The organism is Stenotrophomonas sp. 8(2023) (assembly GCF_030345295.1).
Classification (GTDB): domain Bacteria; phylum Pseudomonadota; class Gammaproteobacteria; order Xanthomonadales; family Xanthomonadaceae; genus Stenotrophomonas; species Stenotrophomonas muris.
The window spans coordinates 1621510-1640606 of the sequence record NZ_CP128404.1 but is presented as its reverse complement, the minus strand read 5'-3'; the positions used below and the strand labels follow the sequence as shown (position 1 = coordinate 1640606).

The following is a 19097-nucleotide window of genomic DNA, read 5'->3' as shown; positions in this document are numbered from 1 at the left end:
GCTCAGCGCTTCAGCGAAACGAACGCGTCACGACCGGCGTAACGCGCGCCGGCGCCAAGGGCTTCCTCGATGCGCAGCAGCTGGTTGTACTTGGCCACGCGATCGCTGCGGCACAGCGAACCGGTCTTGATCTGGGTGGCGGTGGTGGCCACTGCGATGTCGGCGATGGTGGTGTCTTCGGTTTCGCCCGAACGGTGCGAGACCACGGCGGCGTAGCCGGCACGATCGGCCATGGCGATCGCTTCCAGGGTTTCGCTGAGGGTGCCGATCTGGTTGACCTTGATCAGGATCGCATTGGCAGTGCCCGAGTCGATGCCTTCCTGGAAGATCTTCGGGTTGGTCACGAACAGGTCGTCGCCAACCAGCTGCACCTTCTTGCCGATGCGGTCGGTCAGCAGCTTCCAGCCGGCCCAGTCGTTCTCGGCCAGGCCATCTTCAATCGTGATGATCGGGTACTGCGCGGCCCAGTCGGCGAGGAAGTCGACGAACTGCTCGGAGGTCAGGCGCTTGTTCTCGCCGACCAGGTTGTACTTGCCGTTCTCGAAGAACTCGCTGGAGGCCACGTCCAGGCCCAGCAGCACGTCTTCACCGGCGGTGTAGCCCGCCTTGCCGATCGCTTCGAGAATGGTGTCCAGCGCTTCGACGTTGCTGCGGAAGTCCGGCGCGAAGCCACCTTCGTCGCCGACCGCGGTGCTCAGGCCGTGGCCCTTCAGCACCGACTTCAGCGAATGGAAGATTTCGGTACCGGCACGCAGCGCTTCGGAGAACGAGGTGAAGCCGACCGGCAGCACCATGAACTCCTGGAAGTCGACGTTGTTGTCGGCATGCGCGCCGCCATTGATGATGTTCATCATCGGCACCGGCAGCGCCGGGGTCACGCCGGTCCTGGCGGCCAAGTACTGCCACAGTGCCTGCTTGTTCGATGCAGCGGCGGCATGCGCGGCGGCCATCGAAACACCCAGCAGCGCGTTGGCACCCAGGCGGCCCTTGTTCTCGGTGCCGTCCAGATCGATCAGGCGACGGTCGAGGCCGGCCTGGTCGGTAGCCTCAAAGCCCTTCAGCGCGGCGGCAATCGTGGTGTTGACGTTGTCGACGGCCTTGCGCACGCCCTTGCCCAGATAACGGGTCTTGTCACCGTCACGCAGCTCGACCGCTTCCTTGGTGCCGGTCGAGGCGCCGGAGGGAACCGCGGCACGACCGAACGAACCGTCCTCCAGGATGACTTCGGCTTCCAGCGTGGGGTTGCCACGGCTGTCAAGGATTTCACGGGCGTGGATGCTGCGGATCGTACTCATGGTCGGGCCGGTTACCTGTCTGGAGAGGGGGCGACAAAACGAATGCCGCGTGATTATCCCCGGCTGCCCGCCACTTGCCAAATGGCCTGGGCGGCATCAGCCCCAGCTGGACCCGATCACGATCAGGGCCAGCGACACCAGCATCACCAGCAACGCGCCGGCCACCGCCGCCGCGACGGGTCTACGACGGCGTCGCCAGGCGAGCACTATCGCCACCAAGCTGCCGACGAAAGACACACCCAGCGTGACCAGCGCGGCCACGATCCAGTACTGCAGGGCCTGGATGCCATGGTTTCCGTCACCCGGCGAGCCGAAGCTGGCCGCAAAGGCCATTACTCCCAGCAGCAGGGACGCCCAGGCGAGCACGGACAGCCCCAGCGCGACCAGGCCCCAGGGCCAGCCGCGCGCCGACGTGCTCGTATTCATCAAAGCAATCCGTAGAACAGGGCGCCGAGCCACAGCGAAAGCAGGATGATCGCAAAGCCAGCCGCCACCTTGCCGCGATTCAGCCGCCAGGCCAGCACCGCGGCCGCGAGGCAGCCCGCGGCACCGAGCAGCTCCGCGACCAGCAGCGCAATGAAATACGCACGCAGATCAAGCGCGCTGCTGCCATCACCCGGGGGGCGCACCGACGCCGCACCGATCAGCACCAGGCCAAACATGCCCACGGTGAACAGCACGGCCAGGCCCAGTGCGATCAGGCCCCAGGGCCACTGTTTCCAGTGCCGGCGATGACGCTGGGCTTCCAGCGCCACCCTCGGGTCACGACTCACGCGAAGCGCGAGAAGCCGTGCTTCTTGGTCACCGCGTCGAGCTCCATCAGGGTCTCGAGCAGCGCTTCCATCTGGTCCAGCGGCCACGCGTTGGGGCCATCGGACAGGGCCTTGGACGGATCCGGATGGGTCTCGGCGAACAGGCCGGAGATGCCCACCGCGACTGCAGCACGGGCCAGCACCGGCACGTGCTCACGCTGGCCACCGGAACTGGTGCCCTGCCCGCCCGGCAACTGCACCGAGTGGGTGGCATCGAACACCACCGGGCAACCGGTATCACGCATCACCGCCAGCGAGCGCATGTCGCTGACCAGGTTGTTGTAGCCGAAGCTGGCACCGCGCTCGCAGACCATGATCTGCTCGTTGCCGGTGGCCTTGGCCTTCTCCACGACCGGCTTCATGTCCCAGGGCGCCAGGAACTGGCCCTTCTTGATGTTGACCGGCTTGCCGGCCGAGCACACCTTGCGGATGAAGTCGGTCTGGCGGACCAGGAACGCCGGGGTCTGCAGCACATCCACCACCGAGGCCACTTCGTCCATCGGGGTGTACTCATGGACGTCGGTCAGCACCGGCACGCCGATCTGCTTCCTGACCTCGGCCAGGACCTTCAGGCCCTCTTCCATGCCCGGGCCGCGGAACGCGGTGCCCGAGGTGCGGTTGGCCTTGTCGAAGCTGGACTTGAAGATGAAGTTGACGCCGAGCTTGTCGGTGACTTCCTTCAGCTTGCCGGCGGTATCGAGCTGCAGCTGCATCGACTCGATCACGCAGGGGCCGGCGATCAGGAACAGGGGCTGGTCCAGCCCGACCTCGAATCCACACAGTTTCATGGCGTTTCCTTGTTGTCCGCAGCACCGGCCGGGCCGGTGCGCTGGGGGTTGAAGCATGCAGGATGGGGGCCGAAGCCCCCATTCACAAGTCAGGCGCGCGCTTCGGAAAGCAGCTTGCCGCCGGCCTTGCGCTCGCGCGCGGCACGGATGAAACCGATGAACAGCGGGTGGCCGTCACGCGGCGTGGACAGGAATTCCGGGTGTGCCTGGCAGGCCAGGAACCACGGATGCGCGTCGCGCGGCAGTTCGACCACTTCCACCAGGGTGTCGTCCATCGACTTGCCGGCGATCACCAGGCCGGCATCTTCCAGCTGGGTGCGGTAACGGTTGTTGAACTCGTAGCGGTGGCGGTGGCGCTCGGCGACGACGTCCTTGCCGTACAGCTCACGGGCCAGCGTGCCCGGCTTCAGGCGCTGTTCCTGCAGGCCCAGGCGCATGGTGCCGCCGAGGTCGCTCTTGTCGTCACGCTTCTCGACATCGCCGGTGGCGGTGCGCCATTCGGTGATCAGGCCGATCACCGGGTTCGGCGACTGGCGGTCGTTCTCGGTGCTGTTGGCGCCTTCCAGGCCGACCACGTTGCGCGCGTAATCGACGACGGCCGCCTGCATGCCGTAGCAGATGCCGAAGTACGGCACGTGCTGCTCGCGGGCGAACTTCGAGGTCAGCACCTTGCCTTCGAAACCACGGTCACCGAAGCCACCCGGCACCAGGATGCCGTCGACATCGGCCAGTGCGGCCATGTCGGTGCCTTCCAGATCCTGTGCTTCCAGCCACTTCAGGTTGACCTTGGTGCGCTGGCGCAGGCCGCCGTGCTTCAGTGCTTCGCCGACCGACTTGTAGGCATCCTGGTGATCCACGTACTTGCCGACCACGGCGATGGTCACTTCATCCAGCGGATGCAGGGTCGCATCGACTGCGTCCTCCCACATCGACAGATCGACCGGACCGGCCTTGTCGGCCAGCTTCAGCTGGTTGACCACGATCTCGTCCAGGCCCTGCGCGTGCAGGCCCGACGGAATGCGATACAGCACGTCCACGTCCGGCACGCTGATCACTGCGCGCTCGGAGACGTTGGTGAACTGGGCGATCTTGCGGCGCTCCGAATCCGGCACGGCCTGCTCGGAACGGCACAGCAGCACGTCCGGCTGGATGCCGATCGAACGCAGCTCCTTCACCGAATGCTGGGTCGGCTTGGTCTTCAGCTCACCGGCGGCGCCGATGTACGGCACCAGGGTGAGGTGCATGAACAGCGCCTTCTCCGGGCCACGCTCGGTGCGCACCTGGCGGATCGCTTCCAGGAACGGCAGCGACTCGATGTCGCCGACGGTGCCACCGATCTCGACCAGCGCCACGTCGTAGCCTTCGGTGGCTTCGTCGATGCAGCGGCGGATCTCGTCGGTGATGTGCGGAATGACCTGCACGGTCGCGCCCAGGTAGTCGCCGCGGCGCTCCTTGCGGATCACGTTCTCGTAGATGCGGCCGGTGGTGACCGAGTTCTTGCGGCTCAGGCGGGTGCGCACGAAGCGCTCGTAGTGGCCCAGGTCGAGGTCGGTCTCGGCGCCGTCGTCGGTGACATACACCTCACCGTGCTGGAACGGGCTCATGGTGCCCGGGTCGACGTTGATGTACGGGTCGAGCTTCATCATCGTGACCTTCAGGCCACGGGCTTCGAGAATGGCGGCCAGCGACGCGGCGGCAATGCCTTTGCCGAGCGAGGACACCACGCCGCCGGTTACGAAAATCAAGGGAGTCATGGCTGCAAGCATCCTGTCTGGAAATGGAAAACGGCAACACCACGCGCACCCGGAGGGCGGGCATGGTGCTCGGAGGGGGTTTTCCGGTTCGCTGGGACAGCGAGGGAGGTGCGGATCCGTGCGGCGGCAGGCGCCGGACGGGGACCATCGTGCGAGGTCGGGGCGGCCGTGCCGGCCAAATCGACCGTCACCTGCGACCCGCCATGCTGGAAGCCACGCTTGGCCGCTCCAGCCCATTCGCAAAGGGTGGACACGCACTTACTCCCGGAAAGCCATAGTTTACAGATTGATGGCCGCCAACCCAAGGGGCAGACGCCACGTTCCTAAAAAGAAACGCCCCGCTGAGCGGGGCGTTCCGTTGCGCACCCCTTGTCGCAAGGGCGCTTGGCAGGTTGCGGGATCAGCGCTTCTTGCGCGCTTCTTCCTCTTCTTCCTTCTGCGGGGCCGGCTGGCCCTGCGCCTTCATTTCGGCATTGGCCTGGGCACGACGCTTGGCCTTGGCATCGGCCTCGGCCTGCGCCTTGTCGGCCTGGTCACCCTGCTGCGGGGCCGGCTGGCCCGCGTTCTGCGCCACCACCAGCGGCACTGCAACGGCGGCAGCGGCCAGGATTGCAACGGTCAGCAACTTCTTCATGAGGTCCTCCTCGCGGTATGGCTTGGATGTTTCGACCCGATGGGGCCGCCGGCGTTCAGATTCCAGCGGCTGCCATTTTACCCCCTCCCCGGCGCCGAGGCTGAACCGCAGGCGTGCAAAATCGCCGTCCAGACCGCACACTTGCGCGTCGCTCCGCGCTTTAGAAGATAGATGAACGCCCGCTATAACGCCGCCGATATTGAAGTCCTGTCCGGCCTTGACCCGGTCAAGCGCCGTCCCGGCATGTATACCGACACCGCGCGCCCGAACCACCTGGCGCAGGAAGTGATCGACAACTCGGTGGACGAGGCCCTCGCCGGCCATGCCCGCTCGATCGAGATCACCCTGTACAAGGACGGCAGCGTGGAGGTCAGCGATGACGGCCGCGGCATGCCGGTGGACATCCATCCGGAAGAGAAGATCCCGGGCGTCGAACTGATCCTCACCCGCCTGCATGCAGGCGGCAAGTTCAGCAACAACAACTACACCTTCTCCGGCGGCCTGCATGGCGTCGGCGTCAGCGTGGTCAACGCGCTGTCGACCCTGGTGGAGGTGCACATCAAGCGCGAAGGTGCCGAACACCGCATCACCTTCCGCAATGGCGACCGCGCCACGCCGCTGGAGGTGGTCGGCACCGTCGGCAAGAAGAACACTGGTACCCGCGTGCGCTTCTGGCCGGACCCGAAGTACTTCGACACGCCCAAGTTCGCGGTGCGCGCGCTGAAGCACCTGCTGCGCGCCAAGGCCGTGCTGTGCCCGGGCCTGACCGTCAAGCTGACCGACGAAGCCACCGGTGAAGTCGATACCTGGTACTACGAAGACGGCCTGCGCGACTACCTGAAGCTGGAACTGGGCGAGCGCGAATCGCTGCCGGCCGACCTGTTCGTCGGCAACCTCAAGAAGGACACCGAGGTGGTGGACTGGGCCGTGGCCTGGCTGCCGGAAGGTGAGCTGGTCCAGGAAAGCTATGTCAACCTGATTCCGACCGCCCAGCATGGCACCCACGTCAACGGCCTGCGTACCGGCCTGACCGAGGCGCTGCGCGAGTTCTGCGACTTCCGCAACCTGCTGCCACGCGGCGTCAAGCTGGCCCCGGAAGACGTGTGGGACCGGGTGTCGTTCGTGCTGTCGCTGAAGATGACCGACCCGCAGTTCAGCGGCCAGACCAAGGAACGGCTGTCCTCGCGCCAGGCCGCCGGCTTTGTAGAGGGCGCCGCGCACGATGCGTTCAGCCTGTTGCTGAACCAGAACGTGGAGCTGGGCGAGAAGATCGCGCAGATCGCCATCGAGCGCGCCAGTGCGCGCCTGAAGACCGAGAAGCTGGTCGTCCGCAAGAAGGTCACGCAGGGCCCGGCCCTGCCCGGCAAGCTGGCCGACTGCATCAGCCAGGACCTGTCGCGCACCGAGCTGTTCCTGGTGGAAGGTGACTCGGCAGGCGGCAGCGCCAAGCAGGCGCGCGACAAGGATTTCCAGGCGATCCTGCCGCTGCGCGGCAAGATCCTCAACACCTGGGAAGTGTCGTCCAACAGCGTGCTGGCCTCCGAAGAAGTGCACAACCTGGCCGTGGCCATCGGCTGCGACCCCGGCAAGGACGACATCACCGGCCTGCGCTACGGCAAGGTGGTGATCCTGGCCGACGCGGACTCCGACGGCCTGCATATCGCCACCCTGCTGACCGCGCTGTTCCTCAGGCATTTCCCGGCGCTGGTCGATGCCGGCCACGTGTTCGTGGCAATGCCGCCGCTGTTCCGCATCGACGTGGGCAAGCAGGTGTTCTACGCCCTGGATGAGGAAGAGAAGCGTTCGATGCTGGACAAGATCGAGCGCGAGAAGATCAAGGGCGCAGTCAACGTCACCCGCTTCAAGGGCCTGGGCGAGATGAACCCGAACCAGCTGCGCGAGTCGACCATCCATCCGGATACGCGCCGCCTGGTGCAGCTGACCGTGGACGATGGCGAGCAGACCCGTTCGCTGATGGACATGCTGCTGGCCAAGAAGCGCGCGTCCGACCGCAAGGGCTGGCTGGAGTCGAAGGGCGACCTGGCTTCGCTGGAAGTCTGATCCGGAGCGGGGTCGGATCCCTTTCCGCAGGAAAGGGCTCTGACCCGGTTGCCCGGTAGTGCCGGCCGCTGGCCGGCAACCTCGACTGCCGGCCAGCGGCCGGCACTACCGGTTCATGCGCCCTCGGCATTACGCCCCCATCGGCAAACCCGGCAGCGCCATAATGCGCGTCCACCCGTGTGGACCATCGTATTGGCCAGCCACTCGCTGCTGTTCCCCGGCCTGCCGCTGCACAGTGCACGGCTGGTCCTGAGCCCGATCCGTCGTGACGATGCCGCCGCGCTGTTCACGCTGCAGTCCAACCCGGATGTCATGCGATGGTGGAACCATCCAGCCTGGACGCGACTGGCCGAAGCGCGCGAGCAGATCGACGATGACCTCGCCGCCCATGCCATCGGCACCCAGCTGAAGCTGGCCGTGCGCGAATCGCTGGAAGGTCCGCTGCTGGGCATCTGCGTGGTATTCGCGGTGGACCGCGATGCGGCGCGCGCCGAGATCGGCTACCTGCTGGCACCCGATCGCCAGGGCCAGGGCTATATGCACGAGGCCCTGCAACAGGTACTGGCCTACCTGTTCCGCACCCTGCACCTGCATCGGGTGGAAGCCGAGATCGACCCGCGCAATGCGCCGTCCGCGCACGTGCTGGATCGCCTGGGCTTCCACCGCGAGGGGGTGCTGCGCCAGCGCTGGCGCATCCAGGGGCAGCTGGCCGACTCGGCCGTCTACGGCCTGCTGGCCGATGACGACGCCGCAGCCACCCTCCCCGCTTGACCCAATCTGGCCAGTAGCGGGCTCAACGCACGGCCATGCCTTTGGACACATACGGCATGGCCCGCCACCGGCCTAGCATCGGAACCCCCTTCCGCTGCCGAACCGGTGCCATGAAGTCCCTGCTGCACACTGCCGCGCTCTGCGTCGGCCTGCTCATCGCCCCTGCCAGCGTGCTGGCCGCGTCCGACGCCGAGGGCAAGCCCGACCCGAAAGACGACAAGACCGAAGCGCCTGCGCTGCCCGCCGACGCCTCGGCCCGCCAGAGCATGCGCCTGGCCGGCCGCACCCTGGACTACACCGCCACCGTCGGCACCCTGCCGGTACGCGATGCCAAGGGCAAGGTGATCGCCGATGTGGTGTTCACCGCCTACACGATGCCGGGCAAGGACCGGCCGGTGACCTTCGCGCTCAATGGCGGCCCCGGTGCGTCGTCGGTGTACCTCAACATGGGCGCGATCGGGCCCAAGGTGGTGACCTTCGGCTCCGAGGGTGACAGCGCATCGGCGCCGGCCACCCTGCACGACAACCCGGGCACCTGGCTGGACTTCACCGATCTGGTGTTCATCGATCCGGTCGGTACCGGCTTCAGCCGCGCGCGGATCGGCGACGATGAAGCCAAGAAAGCGCTCTACAACCCCAGTGCCGACGTCGAATACCTGTCGCGCTCGATCTACGACTGGCTGCTGCGCAACCAGCGCATGGCCTCGCGCAAGTACCTGACCGGCGAGAGCTACGGTGGCTACCGCGGCCCGCGCATCACCCACTTCCTGCAGACCCGGCTGGGCGTGGCAATGAACGGACTGGTGCTGGTCTCGCCCTACCTGAGCCCGACCCTGGAAGACAACGCCGATGTCTCGCCGATGGCGTGGATGCAGACGCTGCCGTCGATCGCCGCGGCGCACCTGGAGCGCCAGGGCAAGCTGACCGATGCGGCGATGCGCGAGGTGGTGGAGTACACCCGTGGCGATTACGCCACCGCGTTGATGAAGGGCCGCAGCGATCCGCAGGCTACGGAAGCCATGCTGCGCCGGGTCACCGCGCTGACCGGACTGGACCCGCAGTTCGTGCGCCGCGCTGGCGGGCGCCTGGAGACCCAGGCCTACCTGCGTGAAGTGTTCCGCGACAAGGGCACGCTGGGCAGCCGCTACGACTCCAACGTGACCGCGTTCGATCCGTTCCCGAATGATCCGGAGCAGCGCGCCAACGATCCACTGCTGGACAGCATCATCGCGCCGACCACCACGGCGATGGTCGACTTCGTGACGCGCGTGGTCGGCTGGAAAGTAGATGCGCGCTACCAGGCGCTGAACTACGACGTGAACCGGCTGTGGGACCGCAATGGCGAACTGCGCCAGGGTGCGGTGACCCAGCTGCGCCAGGCGGTGGCGATCGACCCGCATCTGCAGGTGCTGATCGTGCATGGCTGGAACGACCTGTCGTGCCCGTTCATGGGCTCGATCCTGACCGTGGACCAGATGCCGACGATGGGCAGCAATCCGGACCGGGTGCAGGTGCGCAGTTATCCGGGCGGGCACATGTTCTACAGCCGGGCGGACAGCCAGGCGGCGTTCCGCAAGGATGTACAGGCGTTGTTCCAGCGTAATTGAAGGGGTTTGGCCGGGCCTGCGGCCCGGCACCCGCTGACAGCCACGGCAACGGCAACTGCAAAAGCTGGCTTCCTGAGGGCTGTTGGTGGGTGCCGACCGTTGGTCGGCACGGGGCGGATCCCGTTGCTTGGCAACGGGCCCTGACCCTGATTCTGCTCTGGTAGGTGTCGACCTTGGTCGACACGGTGGGTGCGGAAAAATTCTTGCCCATGAAAAAGCCCGCCTGATATGGCGGGCTTTTCGTTTACAACCCTGGCGTGGCGATCAGGTCCAGCCGAACAGCTCGAACAGCTTCAGGATCAGGTACGCGCAGCCGCCTGCCGCCGGGATGGTCAGGATCCAGGCCCAGACGATGCGCTCGATCACGCCGAACTTCAGCGAGCGCGGGTTCTTGGCGAAGCCGACGCCCATGATCGCGGTGGAGATGCTGTGCGTGGTCGAGACCGGCATGCCGAAGTGGGCCGCCAGGGTCAGGATGGTGGCCGAGCTGGTCTCCGCGGCGAAGCCGTGGATCGGGTGCAGCTTGACCATCTTGTGGCCCAGGGTCTTGATGATCTTCCAGCCGCCCGAAGCGGTACCGGCCGCCATCACCACCGCGCAGGTCAGCACGATCCACATCGCGATGCCGTCACCGGCATGCGCGTCCGGGTGCATGAAGGCCAGCCAGGACGGCAGGTCGTTCAATGCGCCGGTGGCTTCGGCACCGATCAGAGTCATGGCGATGATGCCCATGGTCTTCTGCGCGTCGTTGTGGCCGTGGGCGAAGCCCATGTAGGCCGCCGAGGCGATCTGCGCCTTGCCGAAGAAGGCGTTGACGATGCGCGGACGGGCCAGGCGGCCGATGGCACCACCGATCTTGGCCAGGCCGGCGATCAGCGCCCACAGCAGCACCATCACCACGATGCCGAGCAGGAAGCCGGCGATCGGCGAGGTGATCATCGGCACGAACACCTTCCACAGCAGGCCCTTGTTCTGCGCCCAGCTGCCCAGGCGCTCGGACCAGATCAGCGCGTCCCAGTTGTTGTGGGCGGCAGCCAGGCCGGCGCCGCAGAGGCCACCGATCAGGGCGTGCGAGGACGAGGACGGCAGGCCCTTCCACCAGGTGATCAGGTTCCAGATGATGCCGCCCAGCAGGGCGCACAGGATCACCTGCGGGGTGACCTCGACCACGTTGGTGTTGAGCAGGCCCGAGGCGATGGTCAGCGCCACCGCGGTACCGGTCAGTGCACCGATGAGGTTCATGAAGGCGGCCAGCATCACCGCCCAGCCGGGCGAGAGCACCTTGGTCGCCACCACGGTGGCAATGGAGTTGGCAGTGTCGTGGAAGCCGTTGATGAACTCGAAGACGAGCGCGGCCAGGATCACCACCAGGACAAGGGTCAACATGCGGCGGCGTCCGTCAGCTGTTCTTCAACACGATCTGGTACGCCACCACGCCAGCCTCGCGGCAGCGGTCGATGGCCTTTTCCAGGATCTCGAAGAATTCCTTCAGCAGGAACATCTGCAGGTTGTCCAGGCGGCCCGAATAGATGTCGCGGTACAGCTCGAGCATCAGGCGGTCGGCCTCGTTCTCCAGCGAGCGCAGCTTCTCGTTGAGCGCGGTCATCCGGTCCAGGTTCATGTGGCGCAGGTCGGCCACCATCTCCACCACCACGCCGGCGGCCTGTTCGAGCATCGCCGCGCGCGGCGCGAAGTCGATGTGCTCCAGGTGCGTCGTGGCCAGCGAATAGCGGTCGGCGAACTTCTCGATCTGCTTGGGAATCTTGTACAGCGCCGAGCCCAGCGCTTCGATGTCTTCGCGCTCGATCGGGGTCATGAAGCTGTCCACCAGCGCCTGGCTGATCTTGTCCGAGGCCGCGCGTTCGCGCAGGCGGGCCAGCTTGAAGGCGTCCAGTGCGGGCTGGCGGTCGGCCTCGCGCAGCATGGAATGCAGCGCCTTGGCGGCGTCGGAAGCCGCGACGGCAGCCTCATCGAGCAGGGTGTAGAACTGTTTGCCGGAACCGAAAATGGTCTGCAGAGAGAACATTGAGAAACCTGTCAGCCGTCGCGGGAAGGACGGCACCAGATGGAATTATGACGGCTAGATGACCATCACGGGTATCCCCGCCCCCTTTCGAGGCCTTGGAACCCCCAACCTGAACAGGCGGTTGCCACCCTGCCATGCCCCTTTGCTAAGATGCCAGCGCGCCTTCGGGCGCACCTTATGGACGACGACCCTTATCCCCCTGCGCCGCGCCGGCTCCCGTTCCTGAGCGCCTGCCGCCATCGCCAGCACCCGCCCTCCCTGCCACCAACCGGGGACGACGCCCGTGTTTGAAATGATCCTGATTGTCTTCGCGCTTGTTCTGCTGAACGGCTTCTTCGCCATGTCCGAGATGTCGGTCATGACCTCGCGCAAGAGCCGCCTGAAGCAGATGGCTGCCACCTCCAAGCGCGCGGCCAAGGCGCTGGAGCTGTCCGAGAAGCCGGAGAGCTTCCTGTCCACCGTGCAGATCGGCATCACCGTGATCGGCGTGCTGACCGGCTACCTCGGCGGTGAGGCGCTGGGCGAGGCCTTCGCCGGCTGGATCCAGGGGCTGATGCCGGGGTTTGCGTACGCGGGCAACATCGGTACCGCGCTGGCCGTCAGCCTGATCACCTTCATCACGCTGATCTTCGGCGAACTGGTGCCCAAGCGCCTGGCGCTGACCCGCTCGGAGGCCATTGCCGGCCTGGTCGCGATGCCGATGAGCTGGCTGGCCAAGCTGGCCCTGCCCTTCGTCTGGCTGCTGTCCAGGACCACCCAGCTGGTGCTGCGCCTGTTCGGCCTGGGCAAGGATGAAGTCGCCTCGGTGACTGAAGAGGAGATCCGCATGCTGGTGGCCGAGAGCCACGAAGCCGGTGTAATCGACGCCCACGAGCGTGACATGATGAACCGCGTCATGCGCCTGGGCGACCGCACCGCCGACAGCCTGATGACCCCGCGCAACCGCATTGCCTGGCTGGACACCCAGGCCGGGCTGGAGCGCAACCTGGAAATCATGGCCGAGCACGAGTTCTCGCGGTACCCGGTGTACCGCGACAACGACATGGACGTGGTCGGCGTACTTGAATTGAAATCGCTGGCCACGCGCATGGCGCGCGGCGACAACGCGCTGTTCCAGACCCTGCGCGAACCGCTTTACGTGTCCGAATCGACCCACGCGATGAAGCTGCTGGAGATCTTCCGCGAGGAACAGCAGTCGATGGCGCTGGTGGTGGACGAGTACGGCGAGATCCAGGGCCTGGTGACCATCAGCGACCTGATGGGCGCCGTGGTCGGCCGCCTGCAGGCGGTGGAGAATGCCGATGAAGACGCGCTGGTGGTGACCCGCGAGGACGGTTCGCTGCTGGTGGATGGCTCGCTGCCGATCGAAGACCTGCGCGAGCTGATCGGCAGCAACGAGCTGCCCGATGCCGAGGACGGCGATTACTACACCCTGGCCGGCATGTGCATCCACTACTTCGGCCGCATCCCGCACGCAGGCGAGTACTTCGACTGGGCCGGCTGGCGCTTCGAAGTGGTCGACCTGGACGGTGCGCGGGTGGACAAGCTGCTGCTGCGCACGCTGTCCGACGAGCAGGCCGATGAGCTCACCGCCTGAGGCCGGCCAGGGTCCAGGCGCCGAGCGCCCGGCCTACCGCAACGAGGGCATTCGCACCCTGCTGGAGATGTTCGCTTCCGGCGACCCCGCCGAGCACATGCCGCTCGGCCAGATCCTGAGCAACCTGCAGCAGAGCGCGTTCGGCGTGTTCCTGTTCGTGGCGATCCTGCCCTCGTTCATCCCGATCCCGGGCATGGGTGGCGCGGTCAGCGGCCCGCTGGTGATCCTGATCGGCCTGCAGATGCTTTTCTGCCTGCGCCGGCCGTGGCTGCCCGGCTTCATTGCCCGCCGCGGACCCAAGCGCGGCACCATGCACCGTTTCCTGGACCGCATCGACCGCCCACTGCGGCGCCTGGACAGGATGCTGAGGCCACGCCTGCCGCAGCTGTTGACGCCCCTCCCCGCCCACGCCTTCAGCGGCCTGCTGCTGGTGCTGCTGGGCCTGCTGCTCTCGTTGCCGATTCCCTTCACCAATTTCCTGTTCGGCTTCCAGCTGCTGCTGTTCTCGCTGGCGCTGCTGGAACGCGATGGCGCGCTGATGCTGTTCAACTGGATCGCCGCGTTGGCGGCGATCGCCTTCTTCGGCTTCAGTTCGGGACAGCTGGTGGGTTACACGGTGGACCTGTTCCAGCGCTGGTTCTGAGCCGGAATCCGGTAGAGCCGACCGCTGGCCGGCTGCCACGTTTCCAGGTCTGCCGGCCAGCGCCCGGCACTACCAATACCGGACATCGATCCTCACCGAAGATCGATGAAGCCATTGTCGGCCAACTGCGCCGGCTCGTCCTGCACCGCCGACAGCACGAAATTCAACGCCTTGCCCAGCAGCGTACCCGGACCATCCCAATACTCGGCCGAGTCGGCCCGCACGTGGATCAGGCGCAGGTTCGGGTCGTCCTTGCCGCCCGGGAAAAACAGTTTCATCGCCGGCGACCACAGTTCCTCGATCTTCGCGCGGTCGTCAACGATGCGCGCGCGCCCTGCCACCGATACGTAGGTGTTCTTCGACGGCGAGGCATAGGCCACGTTGACGTGCGGATCAAGCGCGATCTCGGCAACCTTCGGGCTGTCGGCGGTGATGACGAACCACAGGTCACCGTCGAAGGTGACCTGCTGGGTGGCCAGCGGCCGGCTGTAGAGTCGTCCGTCGACGCCGGTGGTGGTGAACATCGCCACCTCCACGTCCTTGATCAGTTCGGCCAGCTGGGCGATGTGTTCGGCGCGGGTATCCGCCATGGGAGGCTCCAACGGGAAGAGCCCCCATCAGACCCGTCGCGGCTGCAACGGGCCGTGACGCCATTGTTCAGCCCGCGTGGCGGGCATGCCAGGCCTGCATCGCCAGTTCGAACGAACGCAGGCGCGCACGGTGGTCATGCAGGTTGGCGGTGAGCATCAGCTCGTCCGGCGAGTGCCGCTCAACGAACGCGGCGATGCCATCGGCCACCTGCTGCGGATCGCCGAGCACGGTGCAGGCCAGGGCCCGCTCCACGCCGAGCTTTTCGTGCGGCTCCCAGAAGGCTTCGATGTCGTCGATCGGCGCCGGAATCTTGCCCGGCCGGCCGCGGCGCAGGTTGACGAAACTCTGCTGCTGGCTGGTGAACAGGCGGCGCGATTCGGCCTCGCTGTCACTGGCGACGACATTCAGGGCCAGCATCGCGTGCGGCTGCTTCAACGTGGCCGAGGGGCGGAACTCGCGGCGGTACACCGCCAGCGCCTCGTCCATGGCATCGGGCGCAAAGTGCGAGGCAAACGCATAGGGCAGGCCCATCGCGGCGGCCATGCGCGCGCCGAACAGGCTGGACCCCAGGATCCAGGTCGGCACCCGCAGGCCACCGCCCGGAACCGCCTGCACCGCCTGCCCGGGCTGTACCGGCTCGAAGTAGTGCAGCAGTTCGCGCACGTCCTGCGGGAACTGGTCGGCGCTGTCGAAGTAGCGGCGCAGTGCACGCGCGGTGGGCTGATCGGTGCCCGGCGCACGGCCGAGGCCGAGATCGATGCGGTCCGGATACAGCGAAGCCAGCGTGCCGAACTGCTCGGCCACCTGCAGCGGCGCATGGTTGGGCAGCATGATGCCGCCGGCACCGACGCGGATGCGCCGGGTGCCGCCCGCGACATGGCCGATCAGCACGGCCGTGGCCGCGCTGGCGATGCCGGGCATGTTGTGGTGTTCGGCCAGCCAGTAACGGCGGTAGCCCAGCGCATCGGCGTGCTGGGCCAGTTCCAGCATGTTGGCGAAGGCGGCGGTGGTGTCACTGCCCTCGCAGACCGGGGCCAGGTCAAGGATCGACAACGGGATCATCAGCGGTTTTCCGTCTCAGGATCCCCCCTGCATGGGGTCGGCCAGGCGCAGCGGCCAGTGACGGTGGCGGGATGCTGATTCCCGCGGAGCCGGTTCAGGGCCTGCCGGACCGTGTAGAGCCGAGCCCATGCTCGGCTGCTGTTGATCAACAAAAGGCAGCCGAGCATGGGCTCGGCTCTACAGAAGCGTGTCAGAACGCGCTGGGGCGCGGCTCCGGCAGCGGCTGGTCGACCATCGGCTTCAGTTCGGCATCCAGCGCCACGCGCTCGTCGAACACGAAACAGCGGCCTTCATAACCTTCGCCGCCCACCTCCTCGAAGTAGCCGAGGATGCCGCCATCGAGCTGCAGCACGTTGTCCATGCCATCGTTGGCCATCCACAGTGCGGCCTTCTCGCAGCGGATGCCGCCGGTGCAGAAACTGACCACGGTGCTGTCCTTCAGCGCCTCGCGATGCGGCGCCAGCGCCTCGGGCAGGTCGGTGAACTTGTGGATGGGCAGCACCAGCGCATCCTTGAAGGTGCCGTACTCCACTTCCTGCAGGTTGCGGGTATCGAGCATCACCACCGGCTTGCCGGCGTCATCGTGGCCCTGCCGCAGCCAGCGCTGCACGGTGGCCGGATCGACCGCCGGTGCACGCGGATAGTCCAGCGGCTGGCCGTCATCGCGGCGGAAGCTGATGATCTCGTCCTTCACCTTGGCCTTCAGCCGCGCGAACGGCTGGTGCTCGCTCAGGCTGGTCTTGACCCGCATCCCGGCAAAACGCGCATCGGCATGCAGCGCGGCGTAGAAATCCTCGACCGCCTCCGGCTCACCGGCCAGGAACAGGTTCAGTCCCTCGCCCGCCACCAGGATCGTGCCCCGCAACCCGGCCGCCTGGGCACGCGACAGCAGCTGGTCGCACAGGGCCTGGGGGGCGTCGATGACGGCGAAATGGTAGGCAGCGGTGTTGGCGATCATCCTGCCATTTTAGCGCCTCCAGCCCGCACAGACAGATTCAGGGGTCAGAGCCCTCTGCGCAGCAGAGGGATCCGACCCCAAGCCCGGCAGACACCCGGAATCTGTCAGAGGCGGGGCGGTGTGGGCAGGCGGGACCGTTGGCGCCATGGATGGCGCCATCGAGCCCCCAAGGATGGGTTTACGGCGTGTCCCGCCTGCCCACACCGCCCTGCCCGCCACGGATTGCCTGCCGTTGCTGTTGCTGTTGCTGTTGCTGTTGCCGGCCAGCGGCCGGCACTACCGCGGGTGCCGGGTGCAACCCGGCCAGAAGCCCCTTACCCCCGCAACAGCACGAACGGCAGCAGCACCAGCGCCGCCGCAGCGGCCATGCCCAGCAGCACCAGCACCACGAACACCGGCCGCCGCCGGAACAGGCTGCCAAAGGTCTCCGCCGTGCCATCCCGCAACGCCTGCTCACGCTCGGCCCGCACGCGCGCACCGCGCGCCGCCTGGTACCCGGCCATCAGCGCCTTCGCGCGCGGATGATCGGCGTCCTCGCGCAGCCACAGGCCACCGTTGGAAATACCCCAGGGGCTGGGTTCGGTGCGGTACCAGGCGATGCCGTGCTGGTCGAGCAGCGTGCAGACATCGGCATATTCGTCGTCGCCGACATTGCGCAGATTGAGCAGGAGTTTTGCCATGCCGCCATGATACCCGGCGCCGATGCGCTACCCTTGCCGCCCTCGCCCTGCGCCCTTCTGGAGACACCCGATGCGCCGCCTGCTGCTTCCCCTGCTGCTGTCCCTCGCCGCCGCTGGCTGCTCGAGCGAGCCCTCCGGTCCGCCGCCGGGCGGCACCCTGACCACCTTCGAGCGCATCGATACCGTCGCTGGCACCGGCACCGAAGCCGTTCCCGGCAGCAAGGTCACCGTGCACTACACCGGCTGGATCTACGACAACCGCACCGAAACCAAGCACGGCAAGACCTTCGACAGCTCCTTCAAGCACGGCCAGCCGTTCACCTTCGCGCTCGGCGCCGGCCAGGTCATCCGCGGCTGGGATGAGGGCGTGGCCGGCATGAAGGTCGGCGGCAAGCGCACGCTGATGATCCCGCCGGATTACGGCTACGGCGACCGCCGGGTCGGCCCGATTCCGGCCGGTTCGTCGCTGGTGTTCGATGTCGAGCTGCTCGATGTCAAGCCGTAATACCGCATTGCCCCATCGGGTCGCCGTCATCGGCGGTGGCCCGGCCGGCCTGTTCGCCGCCGAGCGCCTGCGCGCCGCGGGGCTGGACGTGGACCTGTACGAGGCCAAGGGCTCACCCGGCCGCAAGTTCCTGATCGCCGGCAAGGGCGGTCTCAACCTCACCCATTCCGATCCGCGGCCGCTGTTCGACAGCCGCTACCGCGAGCAGTCCACGACCGTGGGCCGCTGGCTGGATGGCTTTGATGCGCAGGCATTGCGCGACTGGGCTGCCGGCCTTGGCGTGGAGACCTATGTGGGCAGCTCCGGCCGCGTGTTTCCGGTCGACCGCAAGGCTGCGCCGCTGCTGCGCGGCTGGGTGCGCCGACTGAAGGAACAGGGCGTGCGCCTGCATGCCAACCACCGCTGGATCGGCTGGGGCAACGACGGCGCGCTGCGCTTCGCCACCGAAGCCGGCGAGATCGATGTCCACGCCGATGCCAGCGTGTTGGCGATGGGTGGCGGCAGCTGGCCGCAGCTGGGCAGTGATGGCGCCTGGGCCGCCCCCTTGCAGGCACGAGGCGTGGACATTGCGCCGCTGCAATCGGCCAACTGCGGCTTCGACATCGACTGGACGCCGTTCTTCGCCCAGCGCAATGCAGGCGCACCGTTGAAGCCGGTGGTCGCGCACTGGCTCGACCTGGCCGGACAACCGCAGTCGCTGCAGGGCGAATGCGTAGCCAGCGAGTACGGCATCGAAGGCAGCCTGATCTACGCGCTGGCCGCAGACCTGCGCGAGACCATCAACCGTGATGGCCATGCCATGCTGTGGCTGGACCTGGTGCCGGGACGCGATGAAGCACGCCTGCTGGCCGATCTTTCGCGGCCGCGCAAGGGTCGCAGTTTTGGTGAGCATCTGCGCCGCCAGGCCGGCCTGGATGCGGTGAAGGCCACCCTGGTGTTCGAGATCCTTGGCAAGGATGCGGGCCACGACCTGCCTGCCGTGGCTACCACGCTCAAGCGCCTGCCGTTGCGCCTTCTGCGTCCACGGCCGATGGCCGAGGTGATCAGCACTGCCGGCGGCGTGCGCCTGGATGCGCTGGATGATGGCCTGATGCTGCGGGCAGTACCCGGCGTGTTCTGTGCCGGCGAGATGCTGGACTGGGAGGCCCCCACGGGGGGCTACCTGCTGACGGCGTGCTATGCCAGTGGCCTGCGCGCCGCCGAGGGCGTGATCGGGTGGCTGGCTGGGCGGTGACGCCCGCATTGTGGAGTCGAGCCATGCTCGACTGCCTTTGATTCAGGCGATGAAGCAGTCGAGCATGGTTCGGCTCAAC

Annotated in this window: 19 protein-coding genes; 7 read left to right on the top strand and 12 right to left on the bottom strand. The window is 66.8% G+C overall.

The features are described 5' to 3' along the window. Positions 1-2 precede the first annotated feature (2 nt). From eno to QP609_RS07630, 6 genes are all read right to left on the bottom strand, one after another. Positions 3-1295, bottom strand: coding sequence for a phosphopyruvate hydratase (gene eno / locus QP609_RS07655; protein ID WP_014646700.1), 1293 nt, complete (start codon positions 1293-1295; stop codon positions 3-5). A 96-nt stretch (positions 1296-1391) separates the two neighbouring features. Beyond that, positions 1392-1721: a hypothetical protein gene (locus QP609_RS07650; protein ID WP_197621692.1), complete on the bottom strand. Its 330-nt coding sequence runs from the start codon at positions 1719-1721 to the stop codon at positions 1392-1394. Then, positions 1721-2068, bottom strand: a complete 348-nt coding sequence (locus QP609_RS07645; RefSeq protein WP_032959194.1) for a hypothetical protein — start codon at positions 2066-2068, stop codon at positions 1721-1723. Before QP609_RS07645 ends, QP609_RS07650 begins: the two co-directional genes overlap by 1 nt. Further along, positions 2065-2895: a 3-deoxy-8-phosphooctulonate synthase gene (gene kdsA / locus QP609_RS07640; RefSeq protein ID WP_005408999.1), complete on the bottom strand. Its 831-nt coding sequence runs from the start codon at positions 2893-2895 to the stop codon at positions 2065-2067. The genes QP609_RS07645 and kdsA overlap by 4 nt, the downstream gene beginning before the upstream one ends. A gap of 89 nt (positions 2896-2984) precedes the next feature. After that, a complete protein-coding gene (locus tag QP609_RS07635) occupies positions 2985-4649 on the bottom strand; it encodes a CTP synthase (RefSeq protein ID WP_014646697.1) in 1665 nt (554 codons plus the stop codon). Positions 4650-5049: 400 nt separating this feature from the next. Further along, a complete protein-coding gene (locus QP609_RS07630) occupies positions 5050-5283 on the bottom strand; it encodes a hypothetical protein (RefSeq protein WP_014646695.1) in 234 nt (77 codons plus the stop codon). Between the two features lie 171 nt (positions 5284-5454). On the opposite strand from QP609_RS07630, the gene parE reads away from it, so the two are divergent. The 3 genes from parE (at position 5455) to QP609_RS07615 (ending at position 9722) form a co-directional block, all read left to right on the top strand. After that, on the top strand, positions 5455-7344 hold the full coding sequence (gene parE / locus QP609_RS07625) for a DNA topoisomerase IV subunit B (protein ID WP_032959196.1): 1890 nt from the start codon (positions 5455-5457) through the stop codon (positions 7342-7344). A 192-nt stretch (positions 7345-7536) separates the two neighbouring features. Further along, positions 7537-8115 carry a GNAT family protein gene (locus QP609_RS07620; RefSeq protein WP_046429987.1) on the top strand — a complete coding sequence of 193 codons (579 nt, stop codon included), beginning with the start codon at positions 7537-7539 and terminating at the stop codon, positions 8113-8115. 110 nt (positions 8116-8225) lie between these two features. Beyond that, on the top strand, positions 8226-9722 hold the full coding sequence (locus tag QP609_RS07615) for a S10 family peptidase (protein WP_046429900.1): 1497 nt from the start codon (positions 8226-8228) through the stop codon (positions 9720-9722). 264 nt (positions 9723-9986) lie between these two features. On the opposite strand, the gene QP609_RS07610 is transcribed toward QP609_RS07615, so the two are convergent. Both QP609_RS07610 and QP609_RS07605 read right to left on the bottom strand, forming a co-directional pair. Beyond that, positions 9987-11108, bottom strand: coding sequence for an inorganic phosphate transporter (locus tag QP609_RS07610; RefSeq protein ID WP_014646691.1), 1122 nt, complete (start codon positions 11106-11108; stop codon positions 9987-9989). 13 nt (positions 11109-11121) lie between these two features. Next, the gene (locus QP609_RS07605) at positions 11122-11748 is read right to left on the bottom strand and encodes a DUF47 family protein (protein WP_004152833.1); all 627 of its coding nucleotides are present in this window, start codon (positions 11746-11748) and stop codon (positions 11122-11124) included. Between the two features lie 292 nt (positions 11749-12040). On the opposite strand from QP609_RS07605, the gene QP609_RS07600 reads away from it, so the two are divergent. Both QP609_RS07600 and QP609_RS07595 read left to right on the top strand, forming a co-directional pair. Further along, positions 12041-13345, top strand: a complete 1305-nt coding sequence (locus QP609_RS07600; protein WP_041863295.1) for a hemolysin family protein — start codon at positions 12041-12043, stop codon at positions 13343-13345. Next, positions 13329-13988, top strand: coding sequence for an exopolysaccharide biosynthesis protein (locus QP609_RS07595; protein ID WP_014646689.1), 660 nt, complete (start codon positions 13329-13331; stop codon positions 13986-13988). Before QP609_RS07600 ends, QP609_RS07595 begins: the two co-directional genes overlap by 17 nt. A 92-nt stretch (positions 13989-14080) precedes the next feature. Here QP609_RS07595 and QP609_RS07590 read toward each other — a convergent pair whose 3' ends face one another. From QP609_RS07590 to QP609_RS07575, 4 genes are all read right to left on the bottom strand, one after another. Further along, positions 14081-14578 (bottom strand): pyridoxamine 5'-phosphate oxidase family protein, encoded by a 498-nt coding sequence (locus QP609_RS07590; protein ID WP_014646688.1) that lies wholly within the window; start codon positions 14576-14578, stop codon positions 14081-14083. Between the two features lie 67 nt (positions 14579-14645). Further along, positions 14646-15641, bottom strand: a complete 996-nt coding sequence (locus QP609_RS07585; protein ID WP_014646687.1) for an LLM class flavin-dependent oxidoreductase — start codon at positions 15639-15641, stop codon at positions 14646-14648. Positions 15642-15831: 190 nt separating this feature from the next. After that, positions 15832-16599 carry a sulfurtransferase gene (locus tag QP609_RS07580; RefSeq protein ID WP_164077625.1) on the bottom strand — a complete coding sequence of 256 codons (768 nt, stop codon included), beginning with the start codon at positions 16597-16599 and terminating at the stop codon, positions 15832-15834. 314 nt (positions 16600-16913) lie between these two features. Next, a complete protein-coding gene (locus tag QP609_RS07575; RefSeq protein WP_197621231.1) occupies positions 16914-17279 on the bottom strand; it encodes a DUF6164 family protein in 366 nt (121 codons plus the stop codon). 70 nt (positions 17280-17349) lie between these two features. Between QP609_RS07575 and QP609_RS07570 the strand changes: the two genes are divergently transcribed. Together QP609_RS07570 and QP609_RS07565 are read left to right on the top strand one after the other, a co-directional pair. Then, positions 17350-17784: an FKBP-type peptidyl-prolyl cis-trans isomerase gene (locus QP609_RS07570; RefSeq protein WP_014646684.1), complete on the top strand. Its 435-nt coding sequence runs from the start codon at positions 17350-17352 to the stop codon at positions 17782-17784. Further along, positions 17771-19018: a TIGR03862 family flavoprotein gene (locus QP609_RS07565; protein ID WP_197621232.1), complete on the top strand. Its 1248-nt coding sequence runs from the start codon at positions 17771-17773 to the stop codon at positions 19016-19018. Before QP609_RS07570 ends, QP609_RS07565 begins: the two co-directional genes overlap by 14 nt. Positions 19019-19097: the final 79 nt, after the last annotated feature.